The sequence below is a fragment of the Micromonospora sp. CCTCC AA 2012012 genome (assembly GCF_040499845.1).
Lineage (GTDB): Bacteria > Actinomycetota > Actinomycetes > Mycobacteriales > Micromonosporaceae > Micromonospora > Micromonospora mangrovi.
Map to the genome: position 1 here is coordinate 4,346,338 of NZ_CP159342.1, position 14,961 is coordinate 4,361,298.

A 14,961-nucleotide genomic window follows, 5' to 3' on the forward strand; every position below is an offset into this window, starting at 1 on the left:
TCGTCGTACCCGTTTGGCAAGCTCTCTGCCATGAGCTTCTCGACGCTGGCCGTGGTGGTGCTCTGCCTCGCCGCGGGCGGCGCGGTCGGCTGGCTGGCCGCCCGGTCCCGCGCGGCGGCCGACATCGCCCGGCTGGAGGCGACCCTGGAGGCCACCCGGGCGGGCGAGGGGCGGCTGGAGCAGTCGATGCGGGCGCTGAGCTACGAGGCGACCGCGCAGTCGCAGGAGGCGGTCGCCCGGGCGGTGGCGCCGCTGCACGACACGCTGCGCCGCTACGAGGCGCGGGTGGCCGAGCTGGAGCACGACCGGGTCGACGCGTACGCCGAGCTGCGCGAGCAGGTGCGGGCGATGGGCGCGGTCTCCGGCGAGCTGCGCACCGAGACCAAGCAGCTGGTGGCCGCGCTGCGCGCGCCGCAGGTGCGCGGCCGGTGGGGTGAGCACCAGCTCCGCCGGATCGTCGAGGCCGCCGGCATGCTGGAGCACTGCGACTTCAGCGAGCAGGTCACCGCCGCGACCGACCACCAGGGGGTACGCCCCGACCTGGTGGTCCGGCTGCACGGCGGCCGGACGGTGGTGGTCGACGCCAAGGCGCCCTTCGACGCCTACCTGACGGCGATGGAGGCGCGCGACGAGCGGGGCCGCGACACCCACCTGGACGCGCACGCCCGGCACCTGCGGGCGCATGTGGACGCCCTGGCCGCCAAGTCCTACTGGGCGGCGTTCGACTCGACACCCGAGTTCGTGGTGCTCTTCGTGCCGGCCGACCCGTTCCTCGACGTGGCGTTGCAGCGCGACCCGACGCTGCTGGAGCACGCGTTCGCCCGCAACGTGGTGCTGGCGACGCCGGCCACGCTGGTGGCGCTGCTGCGCACGGTGGCCTACTCGTGGCGGCAGGAGGTGCTGGCCCGCAACGCGGTGGCGGTCCACTCCCTGGCCCGCGAGCTGTACGGCCGACTCTCCACGTTGGGCGAACACGTCGGCAAGCTCGGCTCGTCGCTCGGCGGTGCGGTCACGGCGTACAACCGGGCGGTCGGGTCGCTGGAGGCGCGGGTGCTGGTGAGCGCCCGCAAGCTGGCCGAGCTGGGCGTCTCCGACCAGGAGCTGGTCACCCCGGCGCAGGTCGAGCTGGCACCCCGCCAGCCGCAGGCCCCGGAGCTGCTGGAAGGCGGCCTGAGCAGCCCGTCCACATCGGCCGAACGGCCAGCGAACATCGACGTTTAACACGACCGACGTGACGATGAAGGCCGATCGGTGTCACGGACCGGTCACAACCTACTCCGGAGTAGTGACACCAGTTCGGACACCACGACAGGATCACGCTCACGCGTGCCCTGTTTCTGAAGGGCCCTGTTCTCTGGAGGAAGAGAACGTGAGTCAACCCCGCAACCGGAGCCGGCGTACCTCTGCCGCGCTCTTCGCCTCGGTCCTGGCGGCCGGCGCCATGACCGTCGGGGGAGGCGCCGCCACCGCGAGCGCAGCCCCCGCCACCACCCCCGACGCCTCACAGCCGACCGCCGTCGAGGCGCTGGGCGCGCACGACGCCAAGCTCCTCGACGAGGCGGAGGCCAAGCACGCCCCGACCGTCACGCTGATCATCGCCGCCCGGAAGGGTTCGGCCAAGAAGGTCGCGGACGGGCTCAAGGGCCTCGGCGCCTCGGTCAGCCAGCGCTACGACCAGGTCGGCTACCTGCTGGCCAAGGTCCCCACGGCCAAGGTCCTCAAGGCCGCCATGCTGCCCGGCGTCTCGGCGGTCGACCTCGACGAGACGATCAAGCTCCCCGACCCGGCCCCGGAGGCCGCGCCGGCCGGCGCGAAGACCGCCGAGCAGGGCGAGACCCTGGCCGGTCCGGGTACGGACACCGGTGCGGTCAACCCGTACATGCCGACCAACGAGACGGGCGCGGAGTCCTTCAAGGCCGCCCACCCGGAGTGGGACGGCCGCGGCGTCACCATCGGCATCATGGACTCGGGCATCGACCTGGACCAGCCGGCGCTGCAGACCACCACCACCGGTGAGCGCAAGATCGTCGACTGGGTCACCGCCACCGACCCGCTCGAGGACGCCACCTGGCGCGCGATGATCACCCAGGTCACCGGCCCGTCCTTCACGGTCGGTACGACCACCTGGACCGCGCCGGCCGGCACCTACCGGTTCAACACCTTCCGCGAGTCGATCACCGCCGGCAGCGACCCGGCCGGTGACGTCAACCGCGACGGCGACACCACTGACTCCTGGGGCATCCTCTACGACCCGGTGACGCACGACATCAGGGTCGACGTGAACCAGAACCGCGACTTCACCGACGACGCGGTGATGCGGCCGTACAAGGAGAAGTTCCAGGTCGGCCACTTCGGCACGGACAACCCCGACACGGCGGTGCGCGAGCAGATGCCGTTCGTCGTGGAATACCGCGAGAAGGTCGACACCACCCCGGTCGGCGGCCCCGGCCTGGTCGACTACGTGAACATCGGCATCATCGAGGCGACCCACGGCACGCACGTCGCCGGCATCACCGCCGCCAACGGCATGCTCGGCAACAGCGCCTTCAACGGCGCGGCCCCCGGCGCCAAGCTGGTCTCCGCCCGGGCCTGCTCCTGGGGTGGCGGCTGCACCGCCGCGGCGCTCACCACCGGCATGGTCGACCTGGTGGTCAACCGCAAGGTCGACGTGGTCAACATGTCGATCGGTGGCCTCCCGGCGCTGAACGACGGTGCGAACGCCCGCGCCAACCTCTACAACACGCTGATCAACACGTACGGCGTGCAGATGTTCATCTCCGCCGGCAACTCCGGCCCGGGCCTGAACACCGTCGGCGACCCCTCCGTCGCCACCGACGTGGTCAGCGTCGCCGCGAGCGTCAGCAAGGACACCTGGCTGGCCAACTACGGCTCGGTGGTCCGCAAGGACAACGCCCTGTTCAACTTCTCCTCGCGCGGCCCGCGTGAGGACGGCGGCTTCAAGCCGAGCATCACCGCCCCCGGCTCGGCGATCTCCACCGCGCCGACCTGGCAGCCGGGCGGCCCGGTCGCCGAGGCCGGCTACCCGCTGCCTCCGGGCTACCAGATGCTGAACGGCACCTCGATGGCCTCCCCGCAGGCCACCGGTGCCGCCGCGCTGCTGCTCTCGGCCGGCAAGGCCAAGGGCCAGGCCGTCACCCCGGCCGCGCTGCGCCGGGCCATCTACACCGCCGCGAAGCCGATCGCGGGCGTTCCGACGTATGCCCAGGGCTACGGCATGTTCGACGTGAACGGCGCGTGGAACCTGCTGGACGCGGGCGTGCAGACCCGGACCTACACCTCCGAGGCGCCGGTCTGCACCGAGCTGTCGCAGAACCTGACGAAGTACAACCCGGCCTCGGGTGCCTTCGAGCCGAACCCGAACGTGGGCACCGGCATCTACAACCGCTGCGCCGCCGACCGGGGTGGACAGAAGGTCAAGGAGAGCCGCTACTACGAGGTCAAGCTGACCCGTACCAGCGGCCCGAACAAGGGCATCGCGCACAACGTGGCCTTCCGGGGCAACGACGGCACCTACAGCGCCCCGGCCGTCGTCTGGCTGCCGCTGAACAAGACCGTCACCGTCAAGGTCAAGGCCAAGCCGCTGACCACCGGCGCGCACGGCGCGATCATGACCGTCGACGACCCGGCCACCTCGACGGTCGACTTCGAGGTCGCCACCGTCGTGGTCGCCTCCAACCCGGTCACCGCCCCGGACTTCGCCTTCTCCGCCGAGGGCTCGGTCGACCGGAACAGCTTCACCTCGTACTTCGTCACCGTGCCGCAGGGCGCGGGCGCGCTCCAGGTGAACCTGTCGGGGATCGCCACCGGTTCGCAGACCCGGTTCATCGCCTTCAACCCGTACGGCGTCCCGGTGGAGAGCACCGCGAGCACCGGCTGCTACACCAACTTCTCCGACGCCGCCGTCTGCAAGCCGCAGGAGCGGGACTACCAGAACCCGATCCCGGGTGTCTGGGAGATCGAGGTCGAGTCCCGCCGGACCTCGCCGACGCTGGACAACCCGTTCCAGCTCCAGGCGCGGGTGCAGGGCGTCACGGTCGAGCCGGCCGTGGTCGAGCTGCCGTCGGTGACCGCCGGTACGCCCAGCGAGGTGAGCTGGGGCCTGACCAACACCTTCGGCCCGGTCCAGGTGACCGGCGTCGGCGGCCCGCTGGCCAGCGTGCGCACCGAGCGGCCGACCATCGCCGAGGGCGCGAGCCAGGAATACCTGGTGGACGTTCCGGCGGGGGCGACCTCGTTCACCGCGCGGATCGGTAACACCGCCGACCTGGGCGCCGACCTGGACCTGTTCGTCTTCCTCGGCACCACCGAGGTCGGGCGTTCGGCCGACGGCGACTCGGAGGAGGCGGTCACCCTGAAGAACCCGGCCGCCGGCACCTACCGGGTGCGGATCGACGGCTACGCCGTCAACGGTCCGGGCACCAGCACCGCGTACGACTACCGGGACTCGTTCTCGGCGGCGGCGCTGGGCTCGCTCTCCGCGCCGGCCACCCCGCTGGCCCTGGCCAACGGTGCCACCGCCACCCTCACCGGTACGGTGACCGCCCTGTCGGCGCCGGCCGCCGGCCGGGAGCTCTACGGCGACCTGGCCGTCACCACCGTCGAGGGCGCGGTCGTCGGCCGCGGCTCCGTCGCGATCGGCGCGGTCAACTGAGCTGACCCACCACCACCCGGAGCCCCGCCCCCACCCAGTGGGGGCGGGGCTCCCCCTTTCCCACCCTCTCTCCCCCTGACCCCGCCCCACTCGCCCACCTCGCCTGGTTGATCATGAAGTTCTGGTCGCGACACGCCTACCTGCGTGACGCAAACCTCATGATCAACCGACTGGAGGGGCGGGGTGGGAGGGGGGTCAGGCGGGGTGGGCGGATTCGACGACGAAGGGGGTGCCCTGCTGGCAGGTGGTCATCATGTCCGGCTGGGGACGGCCGGTGACGGTGACCTTGGCGCCGGGCTTGAGCAGGTCGCGGGGGCCGCCGATCAGCAGGTTGCCGTCGAGCAGCAGGCAGTTGGGCTCGACGCCGCCCTGGACGGTGCCGGTGAGCGTGGTGCCACCGGGGCCGGGCGGCTTCGAGGGACCGCCCTTCGACGGCACGATCGGCGCCGAGGGGGCCGGCGCACCCGGGGCGCTCGGGGTGCCGGGTGCGCTCGGGCTGGCGCTGGGCTCGGGGCTGGCGGAGCTGGTCACCGGGGCGGCTCCCGTCGTACCGGGGCTGGCGGGGCCGTCACCCTGGCCGCCGCAGGCGCTCAGCGCCGCGCACACGACCAGGGCGGCGAGCGCCGTCCGAGGAGTCTTCATGACGGGTTGGACGTACCCGATCGGGGTGCGGTTCCTCAGCCGCGCGCGGACGCGGCGGCCTTCATGTCCCGCTTGAGTTCCTGCGGCAGCGAGAAGGTGAGCCGCTCGTTGGCGGTGGTGATCTCCTCGACGCCGGTGAAGCCCCGCTCGGCGAGGTGGGCGAGCACGTCCTGGACCAGCTCGTCGGGGACGCTGGCGCCGGAGGTGACGCCCACCGTGTCAGCGCCGGTCAGCCACTCGTCCTGGATCTCGTGGGCGAAGTCGACCAGGTGCCCGGCGCGGGCCCCCGCGTCGAGGGCCACCTCGACCAGCCGGACCGAGTTGGAGGAGTTCCGGGAGCCGACGACGATCACCACGTCGCACTCCGGGGCGATCTCCTTGACCACGTGCTGCCGGTTGGAGGTGGCATAGCAGATGTCATCGCTGGGCGGCGACTGGAGCAGCGGCAGCCGCGTCTTGAGCCGGGCCACCGTCTCCAGCGTCTCGTCGACCGACAGGGTGGTCTGGGAGAGCCAGACGACCTTGTTCGGGTCGCGCACGGTGACCTTGTCGACGCCGTCGGGCCCGTCGACCAGCTGGATGTGCGCGGGGGCCTCACCGGCGGTGCCGATGACCTCCTCGTGCCCCTCGTGGCCGATCAGCAGGATGTCGTAGTCCTCGGCGGCGAACCGCTTGGCCTCCTGGTGCACCTTGGTGACCAGCGGACAGGTGGCGTCGATCGCCCGGAGCGAGCGCTCCCTGGCCTGCTCGTAGACCTCGGGGGCGACGCCGTGCGCGGAGAAGATGACGGTGGCGCCCTCGGGCACCTCCTCGTTCTCCTCCACGAAGATCGCGCCCTTGGCCTCCAGGGTCTGCACGACGTGCTTGTTGTGCACGATCTGCTTGCGGACGTAGATCGGGGCACCGTAGAGCTTCAACGCCTCCTCGACGGTCTGCACCGCCCGGTCCACGCCCGCGCAGTAGCCGCGGGGCTTGGCCAGGAGCACGCGCTTGCCGGTCCGGGGAGTCGCCTGAGCCTCAGTCACGCACCCCATCCTACGTCCCCCCTCTTCCCCCACTCCCGAGCGCCGACCTCGGTGATCATGGGGTCGGCGGCGGTTCCCGAGATCGACACCGCCGCCGACCTCATGGTCACGGGGGTCGCCGGGGGTGGGCCGTAGGGTGGGCGGGTGAGTGAGGCGGGGCAGGGCGGGCGGAGCACGTCGGAAGAGCCGTGGCCGGTGCGGGTGGTCAGCCAGAAGGTGGGGGCCTGGATCGCGCGGCTGGGCTGGGTGTGGGTCGACGGGCAGGTGGCGCAGATCAGCCGGCGGCCCGGTGCCAGCACCGTCTTCCTCACCCTGCGCGACCCGTCGGCCGACCTGAGCCTCACCGTCACCACCAACCGGGACGTGCTCGACGCCGGCGCGCCGGAGCTGCGCGAGGGTGCCCGCGTGGTGCTGCACGCCAAGCCCGAGTTCTATGCGGCCCGGGGCACGCTGAGCCTGCGCGCCGACGAGATCCGCCAGGTCGGCCTCGGTGAGCTGCTCGCCCGGTTGGAGAAGCTCAAGAAGCTGCTCGCCGCCGAGGGACTCTTCGACCGGTCCCGCAAGCGTCGCCCACCCTTCCTGCCGGGCCGGGTCGGGCTGATCACCGGCCGCGCCTCGGCCGCCGAGCGGGACGTGCTGACCAACGCCCGGCGACGCTGGCCGGCGGTGGAGTTCCGGACGGTCAACGTCGCGGTGCAGGGGCCGAGCGCCGTACCGCAGATCGTCGACGCGCTGAAGGTGCTCGACGCGGACCCGACCATCGACGTGATCGTCCTGGCCCGGGGCGGCGGGAGCATCGAGGACCTGCTGCCCTTCTCCGACGAGGCGCTCTGCCGGACGGTCTTCGCCTGTCGTACGCCGGTGGTCAGCGCGATCGGTCACGAGACGGACGCGCCGCTGGTCGACTACGTCGCCGACGTACGCGCCTCCACCCCGACCGACGCGGCGAAGCGGATCGTCCCCGACCTCACCGAGGAGGTCCGCCTGATCGGTCAGGCCCGGTCCCGGCTGGAGCGGGCCGTCCGCAACCTGGTCGACCGGGAGTCGCACCGTCTCGACCTGCTCCGCTCCCGGCCGGTGCTGGCCCGCCCGCAGGTGATGGTCGACCAGCGGGCCGCGGAGGTGACCGCGCTGCGCGACCGGGCCGGCCGCTGCCTCGACCACCGGCTCGGCGCCGCGGCCGACGACCTGCGGCACACGCTGGCCCGGCTGCGGGCCCTCTCCCCCGCCGCCACCCTCGACCGGGGCTACGCGATCGTCCAGCGCGCCGACGGTCACGTGGTCCGCGCGGCGTCCGAGGTCACCGGCGGCGACCCGCTGCGGGTACGCCTCGCCGAGGGTGAGCTCTCCGCCACCGTCGACGGCTGACCGGCCGGTGAGGGCGGGCGGGCGACGTCGCAGGAGTGTGGTGGGATGGCAGCGATGACTGACGAGAAGAAGGACGAACGGCTCAGCTACGAGCAGGCCCGCGCCGAGCTGGCCTCGGTGGTGGAGCGGCTGGAGGCCGGCGGCACGTCGCTGGAGGAGTCGCTGGCGCTCTGGGAGCGCGGCGAGCAGCTGGCGGCGATCTGCCAGCGTTGGCTCGACGGCGCCCGGGCCCGGATCGACGCCGCCCGCCAGCGCGCCGAGGAGTGACCGCCGCGGGCAGCGGCGGGAACGCGGGCGGGGCGGCCGGAGCCGCCCCGCGTCTGCGCGTACCGCCTCAGTTGAACAGGTTGTAGAGCTCCGGCGGCGCCTCGACGACCTGGTCGGCCGGGGGCTTCTGGGCCGCGGTGGCGGCGCCGTAGTCGGAGTACGTCATCTTGATCTCCTGGGCCGCGTTCTGGCCGGCGGCCGGGACCTGGAGCACCAGCTCGCTCAGCCGGCCCTGCGGGTCCACCTTGGCGGTGAACGGGACCGTCTGGGCCTGCGCCCCGAGGGCGGTGATCAGGGTGGGGTCGACGGAGCCGGCCTGGGCCGCCTTCGACACGTCGACGGTGCCGGCGTACGTGCCGTCGCCGGTCTTCCGGACCTCGGTGATGCCCTGGGTGATGACCGCGCTGCCGGACGGGTCGAAGGTGTCGAAGTCGAAGCCGAGCGCCCGGTTGCCCTTGATCCGGGTCTGGTCGAGGTGCTGGTACTTGCCGGTGTTGATCTTCTGAATCGCCGGCACGCTGCTGGCCGTCTTGCCGCCCACCTCCAGCTTCACCCAGCTGTCCGGCTTGAAGTGGATCACGTCCAGCTTCAGCATCAGGTCCGAGGACTGGTCGCCGATGGTCATCTTCATCTCGGCGCTCTGACTGGGCTCGTGCACCTGCCCCTCGGCGCTGGACCCCACGCCGGACATGGTGAACCGGAAGTTGCCGTTCTTGATCTCGTTCGTCGAGTCGAGCAGGGCCTGCTTGGCGGCGGGGTCACCGGCGCCGGGGGTCGCGCCGCTCGGGGCGATGCTGCCGGAGACGGCCGGGGACGCGGAGGTCGTCCCCGCCGCGCCGGTGCCGGTGCCGGTGCTGTTGCAGGCGGCCAGACCGGGAGTGAGCAACGCTGCGGCGAAGGCCGCCGCGCTGAAGCGTCGAATCATCACGTGAACCTCTCCAGGTGGTCGTCCGGCCCACGGAAGGCGCCGGAGGCGTCGCGCCGCAGCCCTGACGCCGGCTCCGGCGCACGACCCGCCCGATCGAGGTGTCCGGCGGACGAGGTCGTACGCCTTCTGTTCCCTGAAGCGGTCTTCGGCAATCCCTGTCCGGTCCGGTGTCCGACCGCTCAGCGCAGTGAGCCGGCGAGCCGACGCAGCTCGGCCTCCCCCGCGTCGCCGATCACGATCACCGTGCGGTTCGGTTCGAGGAGCACGAGGGCCTGCTCGTTGCCGCGGGCGGTGTACCGCTGCCAGCTCCCCCCGGGCAGGGCGGCCGGGCCCTGCGGCTGCCCGCCGCTCAGCTCGGTCTTCAGCAGCCGGTCGGCGGGCACGTTGCTCTGCACGAGCTGGGCACCGCGCCCCTCGGGCGTCACGTAGCCGATCCGCAGCGTCGCGCCGCCGTCGGCGGTCTGGTAGCGGGCGCTGACGGTGCGCCAGTCGGAGCCGAGGCCGTCGGGCTGGCTGACCGGGAAGGCGTTGGCCGACCGGGCCTCGGCGACCGCCGGCGCCGGGTCGACGGTGGTGGGTTCGTCACCGCCGAGGAAGCCCCGGTAGAAGGCGAGCAGCAGCGCGATCGGGACCAGCAGGACCAGCAGCGACAGCGCCATGTCCTTGGGTGACCGCTCGGCGCGCCCCTTCTCCCGCCGGGCGGGCGGCGCGGGCTGGTCGCCGGAGACGGCCGGGTGGGTGCTGGCCCCACCCCGGGCCGGGCCGTCGACGGGTTCGACGAGCGCCGGGTCCCCGGCGTCGGCGAGGCGCGCGGGGGTCGGCTCGACCAGGGCCGGTTCGCCGGGGTCCGGCCCGGCGGTCGGCGGGACCGGCGGCTGGCCGTCCGGCGGGGTCGCGTCCGCGGGTACGCGGTCGGCTGGCTGTGCGGGTTCCACCCGCCCATTCTCGCAGCCGCCGGATCGGTGTCCCCCGGCCACCGTCGCCGAGCCGCCCGCCACGGCGAACGGCCGGCCCGGCGCAGCGCCGCGACCACGGCGAGCGAACTTTCTCACAGCCCGTCCGCGCCGCGCCCCGGCCGGCTGCCGATCGGCCAGGTCAGGTGCCGTTGTGCCGGTTGAGCGGAAGCGGGTCCGGCGCGACCCGCCCCGGCGTTACGTTGGCCACCGTGTGAGGATCAGCGACAAACCGGCAGCGGCGACGGCCGCATCCTGCCGGTCCACCCCGCAACGTCGCGAGGAGGAAGCCGTCATGACGAACACCAGGACGCGGATCCCCCAGGATCTCGACCGCAACCTTGCCCTCGATCTGGTCCGGGTCACCGAGGCCGCGGCGATGGCCGCCGGCCGGTGGGTCGGCCGGGGCGACAAGGAGGGCGGCGACGGGGCAGCCGTCGACGCCATGCGCAAGCTGATCAACTCGATCCCGATGCGGGGCGTCGTGGTGATCGGCGAGGGCGAGAAGGACAACGCCCCGATGCTCTTCAACGGGGAGGAGGTCGGTGACGGCACCGGTCCCGAGGTGGACGTGGCGGTGGACCCGGTCGACGGCACGACCCTGATGAGCAAGGGCATGCCGAACGCCCTCGCGGTGCTCGCGGTCTCCGAGCGGGGCGCGATGTTCGACCCGAGCGCGGTCTTCTACATGGAGAAGCTCGCCGTCGGCCCGATGTACGCCGACGTGGTCGACATCAACGCGGGCGTGACCGAGAACATCCGGCGGATCGCCAAGGTGAAGGGGACCGACGTCTCGGAGGTCACCGTCTGCGTGCTGGACCGGTCCCGCCACGACGACCTGGTCAAGGAGGTCCGGCGTACGGGGGCGGGCATCCGGTTCATCTCCGACGGCGACATCGCCGGCTCGATCGCCGCCGCCCGGGGTGAGTCCGACGTCGACGTGCTGATGGGCATCGGCGGCACGCCCGAGGGGATCATCTCCGCGTGCGCGCTCAAGTGCATGGGCGGGGCGATGCAGGCCAAGCTTTGGCCGCGGGACGCGCAGGAGCGGGAGAAGGCGCTCGCCGCCGGGCACGACCTGGACCGGGTGCTGCTCACCGACGACCTGGTCACCGGGGACAACTGCTTCTTCGTGGCGACCGGGGTGACCTCCGGCGACCTGCTGCGCGGGGTGCGGTACCGGGCCGGTGGGGCGTACACCCAGTCGATCGTGATGCGCTCCAAGAGCGGCACGATCCGGGTGATCGACTCGTACCACCGGTTGGAGAAGCTGGCGCTCTATTCGGCGGTCGACTTCGACGGCCGTCCCCTGGCCGAGCAGGAGTGACCGCGACCGGGACGACGGCTCCCCCCACGCTGTCGACCTCGCGGCGGATCGCCGGCGTCGGGCTGGCCACCGCCTCCGGGGTCGCGGTGGCCGTGCAGTCCCGGATCAACGGCGAACTGGGCGTACGACTGGCCGACGGGATCGCCGCCGCGGTGGTCTCGTTCGGGCTGGGCCTGCTGGTGCTACTGGTGCTGGTGCCCGCCACCCCGGGTGGCCGGCGGGGGCTGGCCACGCTGCGGACCGCCCTGCGCGCGGGGTCGCTGCGCCCGTGGCAGTGCCTGGGCGGGGTGTGCGGCGCCTTCCTGGTGGCCACCCAGGGGCTGACCATCGGCACGCTGGGCGTGGCCGTCTTCACGGTGGCGGTGGTGGCCGGGCAGTCCGGCAGCAGCCTGCTCGTCGACCGGGCCGGCGTGGGCCCGCTGGGTCGGCAGCCGGTCACCCCGGCCCGGCTGACCGGCGCGGTGCTGACCGTGCTGGCGGTGCTGCTGGCGGTCGGTGACCGGCTCGGTGACCCGGGTGCCCTGGCGCTGGCCGTGCTGCCGTTGCTGGCGGGGGTGGGCATCGCCTGGCAGCAGGCGGTGAACGGGCGGGTCCGGGGGGCCGCCGGTAGCGCGCTCACCGCCACGCTGGTCAACTTCGCCGTCGGCACCCTGGCGCTGCTGGTCACCTTCGCGGTCGATTTGGCGGTGCGTGGCCGCCCGGCCGGCGCGTTCCCGTCCGAACCGTGGCTCTATCTGGGCGGTCCCATCGGCATCGCCTTCATCGCGCTGGCCGCCGCCATCGTCCGTTTCACCGGGGTGTTGCTGCTCGGCCTGGCCACCATCGCCGGTCAGGTCGTCGGTGCCGTGCTGCTGGATCTGGTGCTGCCGACGGCGGCCTCCCACCCCGGTCCGGCGACCCTGGCCGGGGCGGCGCTGACCATGGTCGCGGTGCTCGTCGCCGCCCTCGGCTCCCGTCGGTAGCAGCGGCCCGGTCAGCGTCCGGCCGCGACCGGCGTCCGCAGGCCGGCGATCACCTCGGTCAGGGCGTCGTCGAGCGGGGTGGGCGCGACGCCGAAGGTGGCGGTGAAGGCGGTCGAGTCCAGCAGGAAGGGCCGGTCGAACTGGTAGGCGGTCTCCCGCAGTTCGCGCGCCATCGGGTTGACCAGCCCGGCGAGCCAGACCGCGGCGTAGGGCAGCCGGCTCAGCTTCGGCGCGGGCGCGCCGGCCAGGGCCGCCGTCCGCGCCGCCAGCTCCCGCACGGAGACGGCCGGCGCGCTGGGCACGTGCCAGGCCCGTCCCCAGGCCCGCTCGTCCGTGGCGGCCGTGACGAGGGTACGGGCGACGTCCGGCACGTACGTGAAGCTGTGCGGCGCGGCCAGGTCGACCGGTACGACCGCCCGCCGCCCGGCGAGCACCCGGGGGATGATCATGCTGGTCAGCGAGTTGGCCCCGGTGCCGAGGTAGTCGGAGCCGCGCACCTCGGTGACCCGGGCCCGACCGGCCCGGTGGGCGGCCAGCGCGTCGGTCCACATCCGGTTGCGCACCTGCCCCTTGGTGCCGGTGGAGGCGAGCGGGGTGGCCTCGGTCATCGGGCCGTCGACCGGGCCGTACCCGTAGAGGTTGCCGACGGTGGCGAGCACGGCGCCGGTCCGCTCGGCGGCGGTGAGCAGCGCGGCGGCGAGCGGCGGCCAGTCGGTCGGCCAGCGGTGGTACGCCGGGTTCGCGCAGTTGTACAGCGCCGCCGCGCCCTCGGTCAGCGTGGCGAGCCGGTCGGCGTCCGCGGCGTCGGCGGCGACCCGCTCGACGCCGGGGTGGGCGAGGCCGGTGCCGCGCCGGGTGACCACCCGGACCCGGTCGCCCCGGTCGGCGAGCAGGCGGGCGGTGGCGGTGCCGACGGGGCCGGCGCCGACGATCACGTGCAGCGACATCAGGGGTCACCTTTCGAAGCAGGGATCCGATCGGAGAGCACTGCTCTCTCGACGGCGACACCAGCATGGCGTGCCGACAGCCCTCCCGTCAAGAGCACTGCTCTCGGTTTTGATGGCTGCTCTCATCCGTGGCAGAGTGGGGGCATGGTCGCCCACACGATCCGCGCCCGCGTCCGCGCCGGAATGATGGACGAGATCAAGGCCGTCGCCCGCCGCCACCTGGCCACCGACGGCGCCAACCTCTCCCTGCGGGCGGTCGCCCGGGACATGGGCATGGTCTCCTCGGCCATCTACCGCTACTTCCCCAGCCGGGATGACCTGCTCACCGCGCTGATCCTCGAGGCGTACGCGGCGTTGGGTGACGCGGTGGAGACGGCCGACACCGGTGTCGACCGCGCCGACCTGCGCGGACGCTGGCACGCGGTGTGCGGCGCGGCCCGGCGCTGGGCGCTCGACCACCCGGCGGAGTACGCCCTGATCTACGGCAGCCCGGTCCCCGGCTACGCCGCCCCCGACGACACCGTCGCGCCGGCCCAACGCCCCCCGGAGGTGCTGATCGGCATCCTCCGCGACGGCCTCGCCACCGGCCGGCTCACCCCGCCCGACGAGGAACTGCCCGAGCCGGTCCGCGCCGACCTGGCCGAGATCGCCGACGGCCTCTTCCCCGGCCTGGCCGAGTCGCTGCTGGCCCGGGGCATGGCCGGCTGGACCCAGCTCTTCGGGCTGATCAGCTTCGAGCTGTTCGGCCGGCTGAACCGGGCCGTCCCGCACCGCGACGAGTACTTCGACCACCAGACCGGCCTGATGGCCGACCTGATCGGCCTCCCCCGGGACGCCTGAGCGGCCTTCCGGGACGCCTGACCCCGGCCGCCGTCAGGTGCCGTCGGAGGAGTGCCCGGGGAAGAGGTGCGCGGCCGGGTCGATCGCCACCGCCGCGTTGTTCACCGCCGTCGCGGCCTCGCCGAAGCCGGTGGCGATCAGCCGCACCTTGCCCGGATATTCGGTGATGTCACCGGCGGCGAAGACCCGGGGCAGGTTGGTGGCCATCGCGCTGTCCACCACGATGTGCCGGCGGTCCAGCCGCAGCCCCCACTCGGCGAGCGGGCCCAGGTCGGCGGTGAAGCCGAGCGCGGCCACCACGGTGTCCACCGGCAGCTCCTCCGGCGCCGCGCCGCGTGCGGTGATCTCCGCACCGGTCACCCGCTCCTCGCCGAAGAGCCGGGTGACCTCGGCGTTCACGATCACGCGGATCGGCAGGCCCAGTGCCCGGGCGACGGTCGCGGCGTGGGCGCGGAACTTCTCCCGGCGGTGGACCAGGGTCACCGACCGCGCGAGGGGCTGGAGCGTCACCGCCCAGTCGAAGGCCGAGTCGCCCCCACCGACGATGAGCACGTCCCGGCCGGCCAGCTCGGTCGGCTGCGGCACGAAATAGACGATCCCCGACCCGACGAAGCTCTCCGCCACCGGCAACGGCCGGGGGGTGAAGCTGCCCAGCCCGCCCGTGACGATCACCGCCCCGCAGCGCAGCTGCTCGCCGCCGGCGAGACCGAGCACCGGCCGCCCGTCGGGGTGGGAGAGCTTCTCGGCCCGGACGCCGAGCAGATAGTCCGGGCGGAAGGGCGCGGCCTGCGCGACCAGGTTCGCCACCAGGTCCCGCCCCTTGATCGCGGGAAAGCCGGCGACGTCGAGGATCAGCTTCTCCGGATAGAGCGCGGTCACCTGGCCACCCGGCTCCGGCAGCGCGTCGACGACCGCGACGGAGAGCCCCCGGAACCCGGCGTAGTACGCGGCGAAGAGCCCGGTCGGGCCGGCCCCGATCACGGCGACATCGACCTCGCGCATCGGCGTACCGTCACTTTCGCCTCACGGA

Annotated in this window: 13 protein-coding genes; 7 read left to right on the forward strand and 6 right to left on the reverse strand. The window is 73.2% G+C overall.

All coding sequences use genetic code 11. The features are described 5' to 3' along the window. Positions 1–30 precede the first annotated feature (30 nt). Both rmuC and ABUL08_RS19100 read left to right on the forward strand, forming a co-directional pair. Positions 31–1,221 (forward strand): DNA recombination protein RmuC, encoded by a 1,191-nt coding sequence (gene rmuC / locus ABUL08_RS19095; protein ID WP_350931281.1) that lies wholly within the window; start codon positions 31–33, stop codon positions 1,219–1,221. 148 nt (positions 1,222–1,369) lie between these two features. Beyond that, entirely contained in the window at positions 1,370–4,672 is a 3,303-nt protein-coding gene (locus ABUL08_RS19100; RefSeq protein ID WP_350931282.1) for a S8 family serine peptidase, read from the forward strand. Positions 4,673–4,867: 195 nt separating this feature from the next. On the opposite strand, the gene ABUL08_RS19105 is transcribed toward ABUL08_RS19100, so the two are convergent. After that, a complete protein-coding gene (locus ABUL08_RS19105) occupies positions 4,868–5,314 on the reverse strand; it encodes a hypothetical protein (protein WP_350931283.1) in 447 nt (148 codons plus the stop codon). A 35-nt stretch (positions 5,315–5,349) separates the two neighbouring features. Further along, on the reverse strand, positions 5,350–6,339 hold the full coding sequence (locus ABUL08_RS19110; protein WP_350931284.1) for a 4-hydroxy-3-methylbut-2-enyl diphosphate reductase: 990 nt from the start codon (positions 6,337–6,339) through the stop codon (positions 5,350–5,352). Positions 6,340–6,483: 144 nt separating this feature from the next. Here ABUL08_RS19110 and xseA point away from each other — a divergent pair, with 144 nt between their 5' ends. Together xseA and ABUL08_RS19120 are read left to right on the forward strand one after the other, a co-directional pair. Then, positions 6,484–7,707 (forward strand): exodeoxyribonuclease VII large subunit, encoded by a 1,224-nt coding sequence (gene xseA / locus ABUL08_RS19115; protein WP_350931285.1) that lies wholly within the window; start codon positions 6,484–6,486, stop codon positions 7,705–7,707. Positions 7,708–7,761: 54 nt separating this feature from the next. Next, entirely contained in the window at positions 7,762–7,974 is a 213-nt protein-coding gene (locus ABUL08_RS19120) for an exodeoxyribonuclease VII small subunit (RefSeq protein WP_350938713.1), read from the forward strand. A 67-nt stretch (positions 7,975–8,041) separates the two neighbouring features. On the opposite strand, the gene ABUL08_RS19125 is transcribed toward ABUL08_RS19120, so the two are convergent. Beyond that, the gene (locus ABUL08_RS19125) at positions 8,042–8,899 is read right to left on the reverse strand and encodes a hypothetical protein (protein WP_350931286.1); all 858 of its coding nucleotides are present in this window, start codon (positions 8,897–8,899) and stop codon (positions 8,042–8,044) included. 182 nt (positions 8,900–9,081) lie between these two features. Beyond that, the gene (locus tag ABUL08_RS19130; RefSeq protein WP_350931287.1) at positions 9,082–9,837 is read right to left on the reverse strand and encodes a DUF4245 domain-containing protein; all 756 of its coding nucleotides are present in this window, start codon (positions 9,835–9,837) and stop codon (positions 9,082–9,084) included. 313 nt (positions 9,838–10,150) lie between these two features. On the opposite strand from ABUL08_RS19130, the gene glpX reads away from it, so the two are divergent. Together glpX and ABUL08_RS19140 are read left to right on the forward strand one after the other, a co-directional pair. Further along, complete coding sequence (gene glpX / locus ABUL08_RS19135; RefSeq protein ID WP_350931289.1) at positions 10,151–11,182, forward strand: class II fructose-bisphosphatase; 1,032 nt, start codon at positions 10,151–10,153, stop codon at positions 11,180–11,182. After that, positions 11,179–12,144: a DMT family transporter gene (locus ABUL08_RS19140; protein WP_350931290.1), complete on the forward strand. Its 966-nt coding sequence runs from the start codon at positions 11,179–11,181 to the stop codon at positions 12,142–12,144. The genes glpX and ABUL08_RS19140 overlap by 4 nt, the downstream gene beginning before the upstream one ends. Before the next feature lie 11 nt (positions 12,145–12,155). Here the strand turns inward: ABUL08_RS19140 and ABUL08_RS19145 are convergent, their stop codons facing one another. Continuing rightward, positions 12,156–13,091, reverse strand: coding sequence for an NAD-dependent epimerase/dehydratase family protein (locus ABUL08_RS19145; RefSeq protein WP_350931291.1), 936 nt, complete (start codon positions 13,089–13,091; stop codon positions 12,156–12,158). Between the two features lie 144 nt (positions 13,092–13,235). On the opposite strand from ABUL08_RS19145, the gene ABUL08_RS19150 reads away from it, so the two are divergent. Then, complete coding sequence (locus ABUL08_RS19150; protein ID WP_350931292.1) at positions 13,236–13,931, forward strand: TetR/AcrR family transcriptional regulator; 696 nt, start codon at positions 13,236–13,238, stop codon at positions 13,929–13,931. A gap of 33 nt (positions 13,932–13,964) precedes the next feature. Here ABUL08_RS19150 and ABUL08_RS19155 read toward each other — a convergent pair whose 3' ends face one another. Beyond that, positions 13,965–14,933 carry an NAD(P)/FAD-dependent oxidoreductase gene (locus ABUL08_RS19155; RefSeq protein WP_350931293.1) on the reverse strand — a complete coding sequence of 323 codons (969 nt, stop codon included), beginning with the start codon at positions 14,931–14,933 and terminating at the stop codon, positions 13,965–13,967. Positions 14,934–14,961: the final 28 nt, after the last annotated feature.